Origin of the sequence: Acinetobacter sp. 161(2023), from assembly GCF_037027805.1 — a bacterium.
Taxonomy (GTDB): Bacteria; Pseudomonadota; Gammaproteobacteria; order Pseudomonadales; family Moraxellaceae; genus Acinetobacter.
Genome location: NZ_JAZEYD010000003.1, coordinates 198,548 through 213,822 on the forward strand (window position 1 = coordinate 198,548; position 15,275 = coordinate 213,822).

Annotated in this window: 15 protein-coding genes and 1 riboswitch; of the genes, 7 read left to right on the plus strand and 8 right to left on the minus strand. The window is 38.9% G+C overall.

Annotated elements, in window-relative coordinates; translation table 11 throughout:
- Positions 1 to 2: 2 nt before the first annotated feature.
- From WA249_RS04075 to WA249_RS04095, 5 genes are all read right to left on the minus strand, one after another.
- Positions 3 to 998 (minus strand): DUF2804 domain-containing protein, encoded by a 996-nt coding sequence (locus tag WA249_RS04075; protein ID WP_336166582.1) that lies wholly within the window; start codon positions 996 to 998, stop codon positions 3 to 5.
- A gap of 272 nt (positions 999 to 1,270) precedes the next feature.
- Positions 1,271 to 1,486 (minus strand): hypothetical protein, encoded by a 216-nt coding sequence (locus tag WA249_RS04080; protein WP_336166583.1) that lies wholly within the window; start codon positions 1,484 to 1,486, stop codon positions 1,271 to 1,273.
- 152 nt (positions 1,487 to 1,638) lie between these two features.
- On the minus strand, positions 1,639 to 2,148 hold the full coding sequence (locus WA249_RS04085) for a DUF1543 domain-containing protein (RefSeq protein WP_336166584.1): 510 nt from the start codon (positions 2,146 to 2,148) through the stop codon (positions 1,639 to 1,641).
- 9 nt (positions 2,149 to 2,157) lie between these two features.
- The gene (gene trpB, locus WA249_RS04090; protein WP_003655197.1) at positions 2,158 to 3,387 is read right to left on the minus strand and encodes a tryptophan synthase subunit beta; all 1,230 of its coding nucleotides are present in this window, start codon (positions 3,385 to 3,387) and stop codon (positions 2,158 to 2,160) included.
- Positions 3,362 to 4,030, minus strand: coding sequence for a phosphoribosylanthranilate isomerase (locus WA249_RS04095; RefSeq protein ID WP_336166585.1), 669 nt, complete (start codon positions 4,028 to 4,030; stop codon positions 3,362 to 3,364). The genes trpB and WA249_RS04095 overlap by 26 nt, the downstream gene beginning before the upstream one ends.
- Positions 4,031 to 4,156: 126 nt before the next feature.
- Positions 4,157 to 4,363, plus strand: a riboswitch (cobalamin riboswitch).
- Positions 4,364 to 4,399: 36 nt separating this feature from the next.
- Between WA249_RS04095 and WA249_RS04100 the strand changes: the two genes are divergently transcribed.
- From WA249_RS04100 to WA249_RS04110, 3 genes are all read left to right on the plus strand, one after another.
- Positions 4,400 to 6,262 carry a TonB-dependent receptor plug domain-containing protein gene (locus WA249_RS04100; protein ID WP_336166586.1) on the plus strand — a complete coding sequence of 621 codons (1,863 nt, stop codon included), beginning with the start codon at positions 4,400 to 4,402 and terminating at the stop codon, positions 6,260 to 6,262.
- 96 nt (positions 6,263 to 6,358) lie between these two features.
- Entirely contained in the window at positions 6,359 to 6,937 is a 579-nt protein-coding gene (locus WA249_RS04105; protein ID WP_336166587.1) for a cob(I)yrinic acid a,c-diamide adenosyltransferase, read from the plus strand.
- Positions 6,938 to 7,010: 73 nt separating this feature from the next.
- On the plus strand, positions 7,011 to 7,724 hold the full coding sequence (locus WA249_RS04110; protein WP_336166588.1) for a glycerophosphodiester phosphodiesterase: 714 nt from the start codon (positions 7,011 to 7,013) through the stop codon (positions 7,722 to 7,724).
- Positions 7,725 to 7,753: 29 nt separating this feature from the next.
- On the opposite strand, the gene WA249_RS04115 is transcribed toward WA249_RS04110, so the two are convergent.
- Complete coding sequence (locus tag WA249_RS04115) at positions 7,754 to 8,287, minus strand: META domain-containing protein (RefSeq protein ID WP_336166589.1); 534 nt, start codon at positions 8,285 to 8,287, stop codon at positions 7,754 to 7,756.
- A gap of 208 nt (positions 8,288 to 8,495) precedes the next feature.
- Here WA249_RS04115 and WA249_RS04120 point away from each other — a divergent pair, with 208 nt between their 5' ends.
- The 3 genes from WA249_RS04120 to WA249_RS04130 all read left to right on the plus strand — a co-directional run bounded on the left by WA249_RS04120 (position 8,496) and on the right by WA249_RS04130 (position 11,869).
- Positions 8,496 to 9,668, plus strand: a complete 1,173-nt coding sequence (locus tag WA249_RS04120; protein WP_336166590.1) for an acyl-CoA desaturase — start codon at positions 8,496 to 8,498, stop codon at positions 9,666 to 9,668.
- Between the two features lie 99 nt (positions 9,669 to 9,767).
- Positions 9,768 to 11,210: a protein adenylyltransferase SelO gene (locus WA249_RS04125; protein WP_336166591.1), complete on the plus strand. Its 1,443-nt coding sequence runs from the start codon at positions 9,768 to 9,770 to the stop codon at positions 11,208 to 11,210.
- A gap of 77 nt (positions 11,211 to 11,287) precedes the next feature.
- The gene (locus tag WA249_RS04130; RefSeq protein ID WP_336166592.1) at positions 11,288 to 11,869 is read left to right on the plus strand and encodes a L,D-transpeptidase family protein; all 582 of its coding nucleotides are present in this window, start codon (positions 11,288 to 11,290) and stop codon (positions 11,867 to 11,869) included.
- 71 nt (positions 11,870 to 11,940) lie between these two features.
- On the opposite strand, the gene WA249_RS04135 is transcribed toward WA249_RS04130, so the two are convergent.
- Both WA249_RS04135 and baeS read right to left on the minus strand, forming a co-directional pair.
- A complete protein-coding gene (locus WA249_RS04135; RefSeq protein WP_003655179.1) occupies positions 11,941 to 12,627 on the minus strand; it encodes a response regulator in 687 nt (228 codons plus the stop codon).
- 21 nt (positions 12,628 to 12,648) lie between these two features.
- The gene (gene baeS / locus WA249_RS04140) at positions 12,649 to 14,307 is read right to left on the minus strand and encodes a sensor histidine kinase efflux regulator BaeS (RefSeq protein ID WP_336166593.1); all 1,659 of its coding nucleotides are present in this window, start codon (positions 14,305 to 14,307) and stop codon (positions 12,649 to 12,651) included.
- Between the two features lie 396 nt (positions 14,308 to 14,703).
- On the opposite strand from baeS, the gene WA249_RS04145 reads away from it, so the two are divergent.
- Entirely contained in the window at positions 14,704 to 15,081 is a 378-nt protein-coding gene (locus WA249_RS04145) for a hypothetical protein (protein WP_336166594.1), read from the plus strand.
- Positions 15,082 to 15,275 lie beyond the last annotated feature (194 nt).

The window sequence follows — 15,275 nt, forward strand, 5'->3', positions numbered from 1 at the left end:
TGTTACCATTTTGCATAATGTTGTTCTAGTAAACCGTATTGCTCATTGCAATTGATGATATCGGTTGCCTCATGCTCAATCGTGCCGCTAATTTTAGCTTGCCACTGATTGAACTGGCTTCCAATCATTCTTAAATTAATATTTTCGTATCTGCACCAACCAATATGAACCTGTAAATTAAGCTTTTGATCTAGAGAGCTAATTTGCCAAAGTTCATCATTTACTTTTTCAAATAAAATATCTGTTAGTGGAAATAACCCCCCATTAACCCATAAACAATTTTCATTACCAAAGCTTTCATTAACACCAGAAGCTAAATTTAGGCCAATACGTCTGCCTTGTTCATCCCAAAAATTACATGAAAGCCAAAACCAAGCTGTTTCAGGTCGCAAAAAACCACAAGTATCATCTAAAGATGCAAAAGTCTTTTCATTAAATTGCACAACTTGATTTTGTTTATTGATAAATATCCCCTCTACACCCAGCGTGGTCTGCTTTTGAGTATAGGTCCAGCCATTAATTCCTGTCGGTGTACACAAACTTAAGATATCGGTTCCAGCACAAAAAATCCGAGCGCTAAGTTGAATCTCACCGTATTTAGTCACTCGAATGTAGCGCACGCCATTTGCATGCTGAATATCAAATTGATAAGGCGATTTAGAAAAATAGCTTTGATTATAAAGTGGTTGTTCATCAAGATAAGTTTTATGACCTAAAGGCTGAATCGCATTCCATTCAATTACCTGCTGGGTTTCATGATCATAAATATAGAAAAAACCATGCCCGACCCAGCCAATATCAGCAATTGCCAGACCAATACTATAGTGCTTATGCTGAATACCACAAAATTTAAATTTTTTATATTTTAGTTGCTTACGCCAACCTTTTAAAACTTTACCATAAGGAGTTTTATAAATATAACGTTGTACATGAATAGTTGACGGTACAGATTCAAAACGCCCATAACGAGGCTGTCCATTTTCTTGAATTAAATCCATTATTTATTATCCGTTGATTTCTTACTCATCTATTAGGTAATAATAGACTGTTCACTGAGCAATTTGCTACTACATCTGCTTGATCGTCAAATGACTTTTATTAAGCTATAAAAAAAGAGCATATTGAATATGCTCTTTTCTCTGATATCTACTTAAATCTATATACGACAACTTAAACTCTTTAAGGGTCTGTCTAAAATAGTTGTGATCCGATTCATTAATAACATCAAATTCAACCAATAATGATTTAAGTGGAATTCAATTTCTAAAAATTAAGCGTCATCATCACTCTGTTGCTCTGGTTCTGGCTCTGATTCCTGCTCACTATCTTTATTTTCCAATTTATTTTCAGCGATCTTTGCGGCTTCATAGCCTGCAAAAGCACCTGCTGCTTTTTCTAGGAAACCTGCATCTGGATCTAATTTATCGACGCCTTGTTCCGCGATAATAGCACCAGCAATTTTACCTACTTCATCTAAAAGACCCATTTTGATTACTCCAAAGAGCTTATGTTGAGCTTCTAGTCTAAGCATATGAATTGTAAATAGTGCTACAAAAAAGTTGCGATTTGAGCGAGTTATACAAGAGATCAGCAATTTTTTATATTTTATTTTTAACTTTAAGCATTTTTTAAGAACAGTTAGAGATTTATATAAGTATTTTCCCAAATTGTTCGATTGAACTCACCTTGCACTAACTGAATATAACGACCTGCAATATGATCAATCGGAATACAATCATCAACATCTACAACACGGTCTGTATGTGGTTTATGCCATTCTTGATCAATAAACTGTTTACCCAACTGTTTTGCCATCACAGCATCTGTTGCAACAACCAAATGGTAACTATGTAACTCGCCGAAAGCATTGGGTATATATCCACCCAGATTAATTAAATACAACTTTAGATCCAAAGCTGACGGAGCTGCATCGGAAAACTGAATTTGATAGTTTTTGCCTTGAGAGCTAACACCTGAAAGCTTGGCCCAAGCATCGATATGCAACCCTTGAGCCTCACCAAACCAAGCCTGTTTAAGTTGAGGATAAACTTCTTCCAAAGTATCCCCTACCGCCATAACAACATCATGGACTTCTGTATTGGCATGTGCATGACGTCCACCCAACATCACCATAAACAAACTTGGCATTTTGTACTCTTACATCTCAACCATTTCTACGCCATCAATGCGTGCAACTGTCATTAAGTCTTTATCACCACGACCTGAAACAGTCGCAATAATAATCTGATCTTTAGACATGGTTGGTGCAAGCTTAGAAACGTATGCCATCGCATGAGAGCTTTCAAGTGCAGGAATAATTCCTTCGATTTTGGTTAAATCACGGAAACCTTGTAAAGCTTCTGTATCATTAATCGGCACGTATTCTACGCGCTTCATATCTTTCAAGAAGCTATGTTCAGGACCAACACCCGGATAGTCAAGACCCGCTGAGATACTATGTGTCTCAATGATCTGGCCTTGTTCGTCACTCATTAGGTAAGTACGGTTACCATGTAATACACCAACATGGCCGGCATTTAACGGCGCAGAGTGTTTACCAGTTTCAATACCAAAACCAGCAGCTTCAACACCATACATTTTCACATTGGCATCGTTTAAGAATGGATAGAACAAGCCCATTGCATTTGAACCGCCACCCACACATGCAACCAATGCATCTGGTAGGCGACCTGCCTGCTCCAAGATCTGTTTGCGCGCTTCACGGCCAATAATCGACTGGAAGTCACGAACGAGTTGAGGATATGGATGTGGGCCTGCAACTGTACCAATCACATAATAAGTACTATCAACATTGGTTACCCAATCACGCATCGCTTCGTTCATGGCATCTTTTAGTGTTTTAGAACCACTTTGCACAGGAACAACAGTCGCCCCCAATAAACGCATACGATACACGTTCATGGCTTGACGCTTAACGTCTTCAGCACCCATATAAACAACACATTCAAGACCTAAACGTGCTGCAATCGTTGCAGTTGCCACACCATGTTGCCCAGCACCAGTTTCGGCAATAATACGTTTTTTACCAGAAAGCTTTGCCAATAATGCCTGACCAATCGTGTTATTTACCTTATGTGAACCTGTATGATTCAAGTCTTCACGCTTCAAGTAAATTTGCGCACCACCTAACTCTTTTGACCATCGCTCAGCATAATAAAGTGGACTAGGACGACCTACATAGTAGGCGAGATCGCGGTCGAATTCTGCCAGAAACTGTTCATCATTTTTCATGCGGGAATAGAGATTTTCTAAATCTTCTAATGCCGCCATTAAAGTTTCTGACACAAAACGTCCGCCATGGATACCAAAATGCCCTGCAGCATCTGGGTACTGTGTATAGTCAATCACATTGTTTTGCTGATCCACGTTGGACTCCTTGCATAAATCGTTCAATGAGTTGTTGGTCTTTTATACCTTTTGCGGATTCTACGCCTCCGCTCACATCTACTGCAAAAGCACCGGTAGTATGAATAGCGTCAATGACATTGTCAGGGGTTAAACCACCTGCCAAGATTAAAGGAATATCAAGTTTTGGGAATTTAGACCAGTCAAACTGATGTCCTGTGCCCCCTTTAAGCTCAGGATGCCACGCATCGAGCAATACAGCACTGGCACCAACGGCCTGATATTTTTGAATTTCAGCAACTACATCCAGATCAGGTTTAACCTGAATCGCTTTATACCAGCGACGTTTACAATGGCGAGCTATTTCCTGACATTGTTCTGGAGTTTCATCTCCATGTAGTTGTAATACATCTAGGGGAACACAATCAAGTACATCCTGAATTTCAGTGGCACTTGCATTTACAAACAAACCAACTATTTGTACATAAGGTGGAATTCTTTTTACTAATTCTTGAACCTGTGCAACTGTGACGTGTCTTGGACTTGGCAGAAAAAACACAAAACCTATCGCATCTGCTCCAGCAGCAACAACTGCCTGAACATCTTCAATGCGAGTAATTCCACAGATTTTTGCGCGTGTACGTTTTTGGTTTGATGGGCTCATGATCTGCCTAAACTACAACCATTTCTTAAAATAAGCGCCATTGTAATGCAATTTTTGCCCCTTGCGTAAAAGTTCTCTGGGAATTGGGCTAAATGACATTGTATGAAATAAATCGCCACTTTATACTGCGTAAAATTGGAAGCAAGTGTAAGCAATTAATGCTTTAGGGAAGCTGGTGAAAGTCCGGCACTGCCCCCGCAACGGTAACAATGTAAAGCATATTTTTTAAGTCGATATCGACTTACACCACTGCAGTAATGTGGGAAGGTGAATATGTCCATAACTTAAATATGGCGCTGAAGTCCGGAGACCTACTTGTTTCATCTATCTACCCGATCATTCACGTGGGGTGAATGTATGGAGCATGTTATGTCTAAGTCTTTTCAACCTACTCGTCTGGTAGGGGCTATCGCTATTGCGATGGGGTGTTCACCTGTTATTTTTGCTGAAGATACAACGAACGCAACTCAGCTCGATCCAATTGTAATCACTGCCTCAAAAAGTGCTGAAAAAGCGAGTGAAGTTCCAGCGCGTATTTCTATTGTTGAACCTAAAGTTGTAGAACAGTCGCCAATTGCTGAATTACCACACTTATTAATGAATGATGCAGCTATTAATATGGTTCAAAGTGGTGGCTTAGGGCAAACATCTTCAATTTTTATTCGTGGTACTAATTCTGAACATGCTTTGATTTTACGTGATGGTGCTCGTCTGAATACTGCCTCAACTGGTGCAGCAAATCTTGCATTTATTGATACCACTGATATTAAACAAATTGAAGTCTTGAAAGGACCAGCATCTGTTCTTTATGGTACTGATGCGATTGGGGGTGTTGTACAAATTATTTCAAAGACTCCAGAAAAAACTTCTGCATTTGTAACTGGAGAAATTGGTGAAAATAAAACTTACAAATCAATTGTAGGTGCTGACCTTGCTGAAAACGGTTTTTATGCGCAAGTTCGCGGTCAACGTTTAGAGTCTGACGGTTCACGCATCACTGATCTAAAAGGTAATGACATTAAAAAAGCCTCTTATGATCAAAAAGGCTTCAGTACTAAAGTTGGGGTAGAAAAAGAAGATTTCGGGGCATCTGTTGACTACACACAAAATGAAGGAACAAGCCAATACGATACTTTTCGTTATGATGGTTCATTGACTTCTCAAGATTTCAAAAATGAATTACTTAATATTCGTGGTCGTGTAAATCTCAATTCTGATATTTCTCTAAATGCAAGATTATCTCAATTTAAAGATGAACTTGATCAAAATGGTTCAAGTGATTTTGTACATAGTACAACAAAAGAGGCTGAGCTTTACGGCAAATGGCAATTCACCTCATCTCAAAATGTATTGGCAGGCGTAACTCATCAAAATATTGATGGCGATGTACTCTCTTATGGCTCACCTTACGATGAAGACGTTAATAGCACAGGCTATTTTGTACAACACCAATATCAAAATAATGGTTTAAACACTCAAGTTGGTGTTCGTGTAGAAGATAACCAAAAATATGGTACACATACAGTTGCACAAGGTGCTATCCGTTATCAACTTTTACCACTGACAAGTATCTATGCCAACATTGGTTCAGCTTTCAAAGCACCTACCCTTAATGACATGTATGGCTCTGGGGGTAATCCAAACCTGAAGCCAGAAGAAAGTATTTCTTATGAAGTCGGTATAGATCAGAAGTTAAACTACAACATTTCAACTGGACTTTCAGCGTATTACACCAAAATCGACAACTTAATTGAATCACGCTGTATAGCTGTGTGTAATGGTGATTGGATAAATACATTCCCTATTTATCAAAACATCAACATTGATAAGGCATCTATGCGCGGTGGCGAAGTCTATGCAAACTGGAACAGAGATGACTTATTTATTAAATCATCTTATAACTACGTTAAAGCCATCAATGATGAAACTGATCAAGATTTATCACGACGTCCTCGTCAAAGCTTTACTTTAAGTACTGGTTTACAAAATGAACATTATGGACTGAGTGTTTCACTTTCTGCGAAATCTAAAGCAAAAGACTATAATCAAGATACTCCGGGATATACTACTGTTGACTTCAATGGTTACTGGAATGCTACACCAAACGTTAAACTCTTTACCAATATCCAGAATATGGGTGATGTGAAATATAAAACTGCTTCCTATGACAAAGGCATCTATTACGTAAATGGCGGCCGTCTCGCATCAGCGGGCGTAACTTTCCGTTATTAATATCTCACTTTAATTATAAAAATATTTTCTTAACTCCAGTTTCGGGGTAATGTTCTGACCGACATTATCCCCTTTTTTATGTTCAGGATATCCATCATGGGACACCGTTTAAGCAAAATCTATACACGCACAGGCGACTCAGGCACAACAGGTTTAGGCGATGGCTCTCGTGTTGCCAAAGATGATTTACGAATTGCAGCACTTGGTGATGTCGATGAACTGAATGCTATTATTGGCGTACTTCGTGCTCAAATCACAGCCAGTCAAGTAACTAATAAAGCTGATTGGGACAAAAGCCTGAGCCTTGTTCAACATTGGCTTTTCGACTTAGGTGGAGAGGTTTGTATTCCAAACTACAATTTACTTGAGCCTGCTTGTATTGAATTTCTTGAAAAAGAAATTGACCGTATGAATGAAGACTTACCCATGCTTAAAGAGTTTATTCTACCATCAGGCTCTTTAACTTGCAGTTATGCCCATCAGGCCCGTGCTGTTTGCCGTCGTGCAGAACGATCACTTCTATCGGTACAAACACGTGATCAAAATATTCAAACCACGGCGCTCCAGCTTTTAAACCGTCTATCTGATTGGTTATTTGTCGCTTCTCGTGCTTTACAACGTGCCGAAGGTGGACAAGAAGTACTTTGGCAAAAAAATATTAATGAGATTATTTAAAAATAGATTAGATTAAGAATGGTCTCTACTTTTGAAGAGACCATAATCAAAAATAACTGAATAGAAGAAAATTATGCGCATTATTGGTCATCGTGGTGCACGCAAAGAAGCTCCGGAAAACACGTTAGGCGGTTTTCAGCACATAAAAAATTTAGGCATTCGTGGTGTCGAATTTGATATTCGTCAGCTTCAAGACCAAGAGTTAGTTGTTATTCATGATGACAATTTTTTACGTACAGCTGGAGTCGACCAAATTGTTGAACAATCTAGTTTGGCCCAAGCATTGTCATTTGATCATCGTCAAAATTGGCCCAACTGGCCCAATTCAGAGCCAACACCCACTCTCACAGGTGTTTTAAACCTGCTTGATAACTTCGATCATATTGAAGTTGAAGTCAAAGCTGTAAGAGACATGGCATTCGCAGAAAAGCTCGTTCAAAAGCTTGAAAATGAATTACAAGGTTTTGAGAAAGTCGTGACTATTACCAGTTTTGATCTTCAAATTTTAACTGCTTTACGTGATATCAAGTCTCAGTTTAAACGCGGATTGTTAGTTGAAATTCCAGTTGGAGCAACTGCCATTGAGCTCGCTCAACAATATGGCTGCGGTCATATTGGTTGGTACGACCAGCTCGCAACAGAAGAAATGATTCAACTATCTCATCAAGCTGGTTTGAACATTAGTGTCTGGACAGTAAATGATGTAGAAAGAGCCAAAGAGTTACGAGACCTTAATGTTCAGGGCTTAATTACTGATATCCCGACTACAATGCTTGAAGCACTTTAAAATATAAAAAAAGGTGGTAAAACCACCTTTTATTTCTTTTCTGTCTGAATGAGGCGTTGCCCACTCTGATCAAGCAAATATAACGTATTACCCACGAGCTGGAAGCGTTGAATACGTTGTAAAGCATCTACCAGCTCTGCTTCTTGGGCCAAAGCACCACTACAACTTAAATGTCCTGCATTTACCTGCATATCGAGTTTTTGCTGGCTAAAATCAAATGTATATCGACCAAAAACTTTGTTACAGCCTGTATGACCTGATACTGTTTTGACAGCTGAATTCAAAGAAAGAGTTGGCCACTGTGTAAAGAACTTTGCCTTATGACCACTGATTTGAGTGATCTGCCAATCAATATCTTGAATACCATCGGGACTCACTCTCTTTTTTATAACGGGAGGTTGCACATGATGAACTGTTTTTCTTGTTTGCACTTTTTTTGTATTTTGATCGGGTGCACTTTGACATGCGGCTAATACAAGACTGATTGTGACCAAAATACACTTCAATGATAATTTTCTTGCAATATCAATGCTGTTCTTTTTTTTCAATCGTTGTACATTCATTAAACAACTTCTCCTACTTGAAAAACTCTGTGACATAGTTTAAATCTGTTACCGTTCTTTCAATACATCTGTACAATAATCTTAGTGACTCTCACTAAGCACGTGTTAATATGAAGGATAGAATAGCAATATATCTTGATGATTGGTTTTGCTATGTCGTTTTGTCTTTGTACCTTGTCTAACAAGGATTCTAGGAGCGCTGCCGGATATGACTTCCGCCCCACTCAAAGCCCCAATTAACTGGACCGCTAGCATTACCTTAATTGGTTTACCAATTCTTGCCGCAATAATAATCCCGATTTACGCGTATTATTATGATTTTAGTGTAAGCGCATGGGTAAGCTTATTTTTTCTTTTAGCTCTAAGTAGTATGGGGATTACTGCTGGTTACCACCGCCTGTGGGCTCACCGAGCTTACGAAGCGTCGTTACCGCTTAAAATTCTTTTAATGATCGGTGGAACGTTTGCCGTACAAAATAGTATTTTGTTCTGGGCATCTGGTCACCGTACTCACCATCGACATGTTGATCATGTTGATGAAGATCCATATTCAATTGAGCGTGGTTTTTGGTATGCCCATATGGGTTGGATGATCCGCGATCATTCACCATCTGAGCCTGACTTTAAAAATGCACCTGACTTGCTCAATGATAAATTGGTCATGTTCCAGCATAAATACTACGGTTTACTCGTAGTTGCAGTTCATGTTGGAATTTTAGGTTTAATTGGTTGGGCAACTGGCGATTTATGGGGTGTAGTCCTCTTAGGTGGTCTATTGCGTTTAATCATTAGCCATCAAGTGACTTTCTTTATTAACTCACTATGTCACATGTGGGGTAAACGTCCTTATACAGACGAAAACTCGGCACGTGATAATTTCTGGTTAGCTATCGCCACTTGGGGCGAGGGTTACCACAACTATCACCATATCTTCCAATACGATTATCGTAATGGTGTGAAATGGTGGCAATATGATCCAACAAAATGGTTGATTTGGTCTTGTTCTAAACTTGGTTTAGCTAAAAATTTACGTCGTATTCCAAGCTTTAATATTAAAAAAGCAGAACTAGCGATGAAGTTTAAATATGCCGAGCAAGATCTTGCTATTTATGGTCATGATGTAAATGCTGACATTAGTCAAATGAAGCAACGTATTGCACAAGAATACGAAGCATTTACCCATACTTTAAATGACTGGGCAAAACTTAAAGAACAAGAATTACAAGTGAAAAAAGCAGCAATGGCTGAAAAGATTCATAAAATGGATCATAAGCTTAAAGTTGATTTTCAATTGCTTGAACACCGTCTAAGTCATCACCGTGAATGCTTAGAAACACTTATGCGTAGTGTTAAAAAGAATACCAACGTGGTGTCAGAATAAAATAAATTCTGATCTAAAATAGCTCTTTCGGGAGCTATTTTTATGCCTGCTTTTTAACTATGGTATAGTGAAATTCGCTCTCTCTATTTTGCCAAGCCCATGCAATTTAATCCGCTCTACCCTTCACTTCCTTCTAAATTATTTCATGTTCAGCAACCATCACCTTTACGTGGTGCAAAAGCAGGCCATTTCAATGCCGCTTTAGCAGATGAACTGCAATGGTCAGAAGACGAAAAAAATGCATGGGTTGAAATCTGTAGCGGACAGCGTACTTTCTCTGAATTCCCTTCTCTGGCGATGGTCTATGCTGGCCACCAATTTGGACAATGGGCAGGACAACTCGGTGATGGTCGTGGCTTACTGATTGCACAAATACTCAATACAAAAGGTCAAACCATAGATCTACATCTAAAAGGTGCAGGCCCGACGCCCTATTCAAGAATGGGAGATGGACGCGCAGTGTTGCGTTCTGTTGTGCGCGAATATTTAGCTGGGCATGCATTAAATGCTTTAGGCGTCGCTTCTAGTCACGCAGTAGGTTTTACGACTTCTACTCAAGGGGTACAGCGCGAAAAACTAGAGTTAGGCGCAATGCTGCTCAGAACATCTGAATGTCACATTCGCTTAGGGCATTTCGAATGGATTAATCAGTACGCTCCAGAGTTGCTGCCAGAATTCACTCAAAAATGTATTGAATGGCATTATCTTGAGTGTCTAGAAACTGAGAATCCTATTTTATCCTTTGCCAAAAAGGTAATTGAGCGTACTGCGATCATGATTGCGAAATGGCAATTGGTTGGATTTGCTCATGGCGTGATGAATACCGATAACTTAAATATTACAGGTTCAACACTAGATTTTGGTCCATATGGTTTTATGGAGCGCTTTCGCCCGAACTGGATTAATAACCACTCAGATTATCAAGGTCGTTATACTTATCAAAACCAGCCAAGCATAGGCCATTGGAATTTATGGACTTGGTTAAACAACTTGATTCCACTTGCTGAACCTGAACAAAAAGATCAGTTCAAAGAAGAGTTAGCGCATTGCTTAGAACAATTTGAACCGACTTTTATTGAACATTACACAAGGGGTTTATGTAAAAAAATGGGACTTCCCCATTTTCATAAAGACAGTCTTGATTGTAGTTTTAGTTTTTTAAAAATCTTACAAACTGAACAACTTGACTACACTCAGAGCTTTTTCCGACTTCAAAATAAAGAATACAAAGTTTTACGAGATGATTGTCTTGATATTCGACAATTTGATGAGTTTCTTAGCCAATATCAAAGTATTCGCGAACATCAGGATACAGATGAACTTGATGCGAATATGCAACAAGCCAATCCAGTTTATATCTTACGTAACCATATGGCACAGCGTGCTATTGATGCGGCAGAACGAGATGATTTTAGCGAAGTAGAGCGTTTGTTTAAGCTGCTTGATCAGCCATATACAAGACAACCAGAGCTCGAACAGCCACAAGATTTAGGTCCGTTACCAAGTGACGTACCAGACGTAGCTGTCAGCTGTTCTTCTTAATACTTTAAAAACTAAAACTCTCTTAAATCACTTTAGTAGTGGCTTAAGAGAGTTTTTTAAGCATCAAAGAATAATATATGAAAATCAAACCTATCATTATTTGTACACTTCTCATGATTCCATTGGGAATCGCTTTTTATAAATATGAAAAATATTTACCGACTTTTACATCATCCCATAAAGCTCTTTCAACCGAAGAGATCTTAGAACTCATTAAGACCAAGCCCATCACATCAATTGAAGTATTTAAAAGTCAACGCATACTTCTGCTCAAGAGTAATCAGGACGTGATTCGTCGTTATCCTATCCGTCTTGGCTTTAACCCTGAAGGGCATAAACACTTTGAAAATGATGGTAAAACACCTGAAGGGGTTTATTCGATAGACTGGCGAAACTCACAAAGTGCCTACTATAAATCTTTGCATATCTCCTATCCCGATACGAAAGATATTGCTTATGCCAAGCAACATAATCAACCAACGGGAGGAGATATCATGATTCATGGATCTGTTCCAAAATCCTTTTTATCTATGCCTTTTAGCTCGACTTATATACCACATAAGGATTGGACATTAGGATGTATTGCGGTTAGAAATGCAGATATAGATGAGATTTGGCAATTCGTGCCGAATCATACAAAGATTATAATTTATCCATAAAATCTTTAAAACTATCCACATTTTCTGTGGATAACATTGTGGTTATCCACAGAATAACTTTCGCGAGTGTTTTACTCTTCTGGATATTCGAAGCGGTAACCTACACCATAAACAGCTTGAATCCATTCATGACGGTTACCAGTTTCAGCCGCTTCACTAATTTTTCGGCGCAAGTTTTTGATATGGCTGTCAATTACACGATCGGCAACGTCAAAACTATCTGGATTAATATGATCCAATAATTGTGCACGTGAATATACTTGCCCTACATGCTCTAAAAATAGCTCAAGTAAGCGAAATTCGGTTGGCGTTAAGCTCAATGATTTTTGTTGATACCAAATTCTTTGCTGAGCTTTATCAATGCGAAAAGAATCATTTTGTTCAGGCTCCGCTTTACGCTCTAAACGACGCAGAACAGCTTGTACGCGAGCAACTAACTCTTTTGGGCTAAATGGTTTACATACGTAATCATCAGCGCCCATATTCAGACCTAATACACGGTCAATTTCCTCTGTACGGGCAGTGACCATAATAATTGGTAAATCTGATTGTTCACGAACTTTACGGCAAATAGTCAAACCATCCATTCGTGGAACCATTAAGTCCAGAACCATTAAATTAGGTTTACGTTGTTGGAAACTCGCATAAGCATCTTGACCATCATGAAACATACTTACTTCAAAACCGGCAGCTTCAAGATAATCACGCACTAAATGCGCTAATTCGACTTCATCTTCAACCAACATCACATGTTTCATGAGATATTTTTCCTTTTATATTTAACTCTGCTTTTTAAAAGTGAGCACACAACGTAAACCACCTAGCGGTGAATGTTCAAAACTGAGTGTACCACCAAGCGCCTGCGCAATTTTACAAGACAAAGCCAAGCCTAGCCCTGTTCCACCTGTACTACGCGTACGCGAATCATCTACACGATAGAAACGCTCACCTAAACGGGATAACTGCTCATCATTTAAACCAAATGGACTGTCATCGACATACAAAGTCCACTCCTGCGGAGTTTGAACTGTATGAATATGAATTTTGCCACCTGTTTCTGTGTAACGAATACAATTACTAATTAAATTAACAATAATCTGTTTAAAGCGATCACGGTCTAATAATAACGGAGAACCTGTTCCTTCAACCTGAATTTCGAGACCAGCCTGCTCAAGTTTCGGTTTAAAGTTTTCAATCTCTTGTAATACCACTTCCCATGGATTAACAGAACTCAAATAACACTTGAGTTGCTGGGCATCAGCCTGCGCCAAGTCTGCAAGGTCTTGTGTTAGTTTTTTCAGGCTTGAAACCTGACGCATCATTGCATCCAGATGTTCAGGCGTTGCTTTTCGAATCCCGTCTTGCATGGCTTCAATTTGTGCTTGTAATACAGCCAAAGGTGTTTTTAATTCATGGGAAGTATCTGCTACCCATTGACGGCGTGATTCTTCATGCTTATGTAAAATTTCAGCTAAATGGTTCAATTGCGTCGATAAATCACCTAATTCATCATTTCTTTTAATGACTACCTGATGTTGATAATTTCCTTTCGTTAACTCATTTGTCGCGTTTAATAAACGCTGAATTGGTTTTTTAAAATAAGTCGCCATCAATAACGCCGCAACTAAACTTGATAGTAAAGTTAAAGCATAAATTAAGAGTAAATAGCGCTTTTGATTACTAAAGAAATTAATGCTCAAAGCATCTTCTTTATCTAAAACGGGTTTTAAGCCTAGATATCCGACCACTTGATTGTTTAAGATAATCGGGCGAAATGACATCTGATCTGAAGAAGGCGGTTCGCCCACGACAAACTGGTGCCGTGCATCATACAAAGATAAACGAGAACTTAGCCCCAAACGGTCGGGTAAAGCAATAAAACGCTTCTTACCATTTTGAGTTTCAATATCTTTTAAGCTCCCCCTCTTGGATTTACTTTTATCATCACGTGGGCGAAATTGGTTTGCACTTAAGGGGAATCTTAACCCTTCAAAGGGTTGATATTGAGAGGGTAAATTTTTTTCAAGTGTTCTTAATTCTTCATCACTAAAAATAGTATTTTTATTTGTCGGTGCAACTTGAGGCGCAATATTAATGAGGGCATGTTCATCGAAAGAATGCTGTTGTATCGCAATATCATATTGGCGACGAAGCCACCACTGTGAGAGGCGATCATAATCATCAGGAGCCGCGGTGCCTTCAATTTGTAAAATTTGTGCCTGAATCGCATTTCCCCAATCATGGTATACCCTATAGACATCGCCAAGATTGGTAATAAGGCGATCGAGCTTCTGCATTTCAACGTCAGCCACATATTTGGCAAAGTTCTTTTGCATTGTCCAGTGCAAAACGCTCAAGCTTGCAGTCGCAATAAGCAATGTGGTGAGCAAGACTGTCAAAAATAACCGTAATGCAATGGGAACACGTAGAACGTTCAAAAGCACTCTCTCATTTTTACGCTAAAGGGGTCTGCTAGTACTTCATTTTATAATTGTGACGAAGGCTATTTTCTTGTATTTCTAGGCAAGAGATACAAAGCTTAGTGATCTAAGCAAGTAACTCTTAACGACGAAATACTGAAAAATAGTCCCGTCCTGAAAGGTTATGGCTAAAACTGCCATAATCTTCGTTATGAAGCTTGCCAAGGATATATCATTGCCTGTGCTTCATGCCTCGTTTATGTGGTTTTAGCCTATAACACAATTCATAAAATGAACTACTAACAGACCCGAACATTGTAACTAACAACGAAAAGAAAAACTCTCCATTGTTTCTACATCTTTATTATCTAATCTTTAAGGCATCGGTAAATACAACATTAAAAGGCTTTAAATATGAAAATGACGGCTAAAATCGCATTATTCAGTGCAGCAATTGTAACTATGGGCAGTTTGGCTGCTTGTCAATCAACTCCACAAACGTCTAATTCAGAACACCGTATGATGCAAGATGGCCCACGTGAGGGTCACCACCGTATGAAACATCGTGATTTCACACCTGAGCAAAAAGCAGCATGGGAACAGCACCGTGCAGAACGTCAAGCCCGTTTTGAACAAATCCAAAAAGCGTGTGATGGCAAGGCCAATGGACAGAATATAAATGTGCAATTTGGCGATAAAACAATTGAAGGGACTTGTAACCTTCGCTTTGAACCAAAACGCCCTCAACCACCAGTTAACGCCCCTGCTCCTGCATCCGCTCAAGTAAAATAATTCTAAAAATCATGAAACAAAAGGCGCCTATAGGCGCCTTTTGTTTATACATAACTATTTAAGATTTTGACTATTTGTATCATATAAACATAACCAAAAGTGTTTACACTCAAAGCACTTAGCTAGTTTAAGCATTTTTTTCTTGACTTTGCAGTCACAAAGTAAAGGTCCTGAGGTGCTTGTGCAGTTATGCA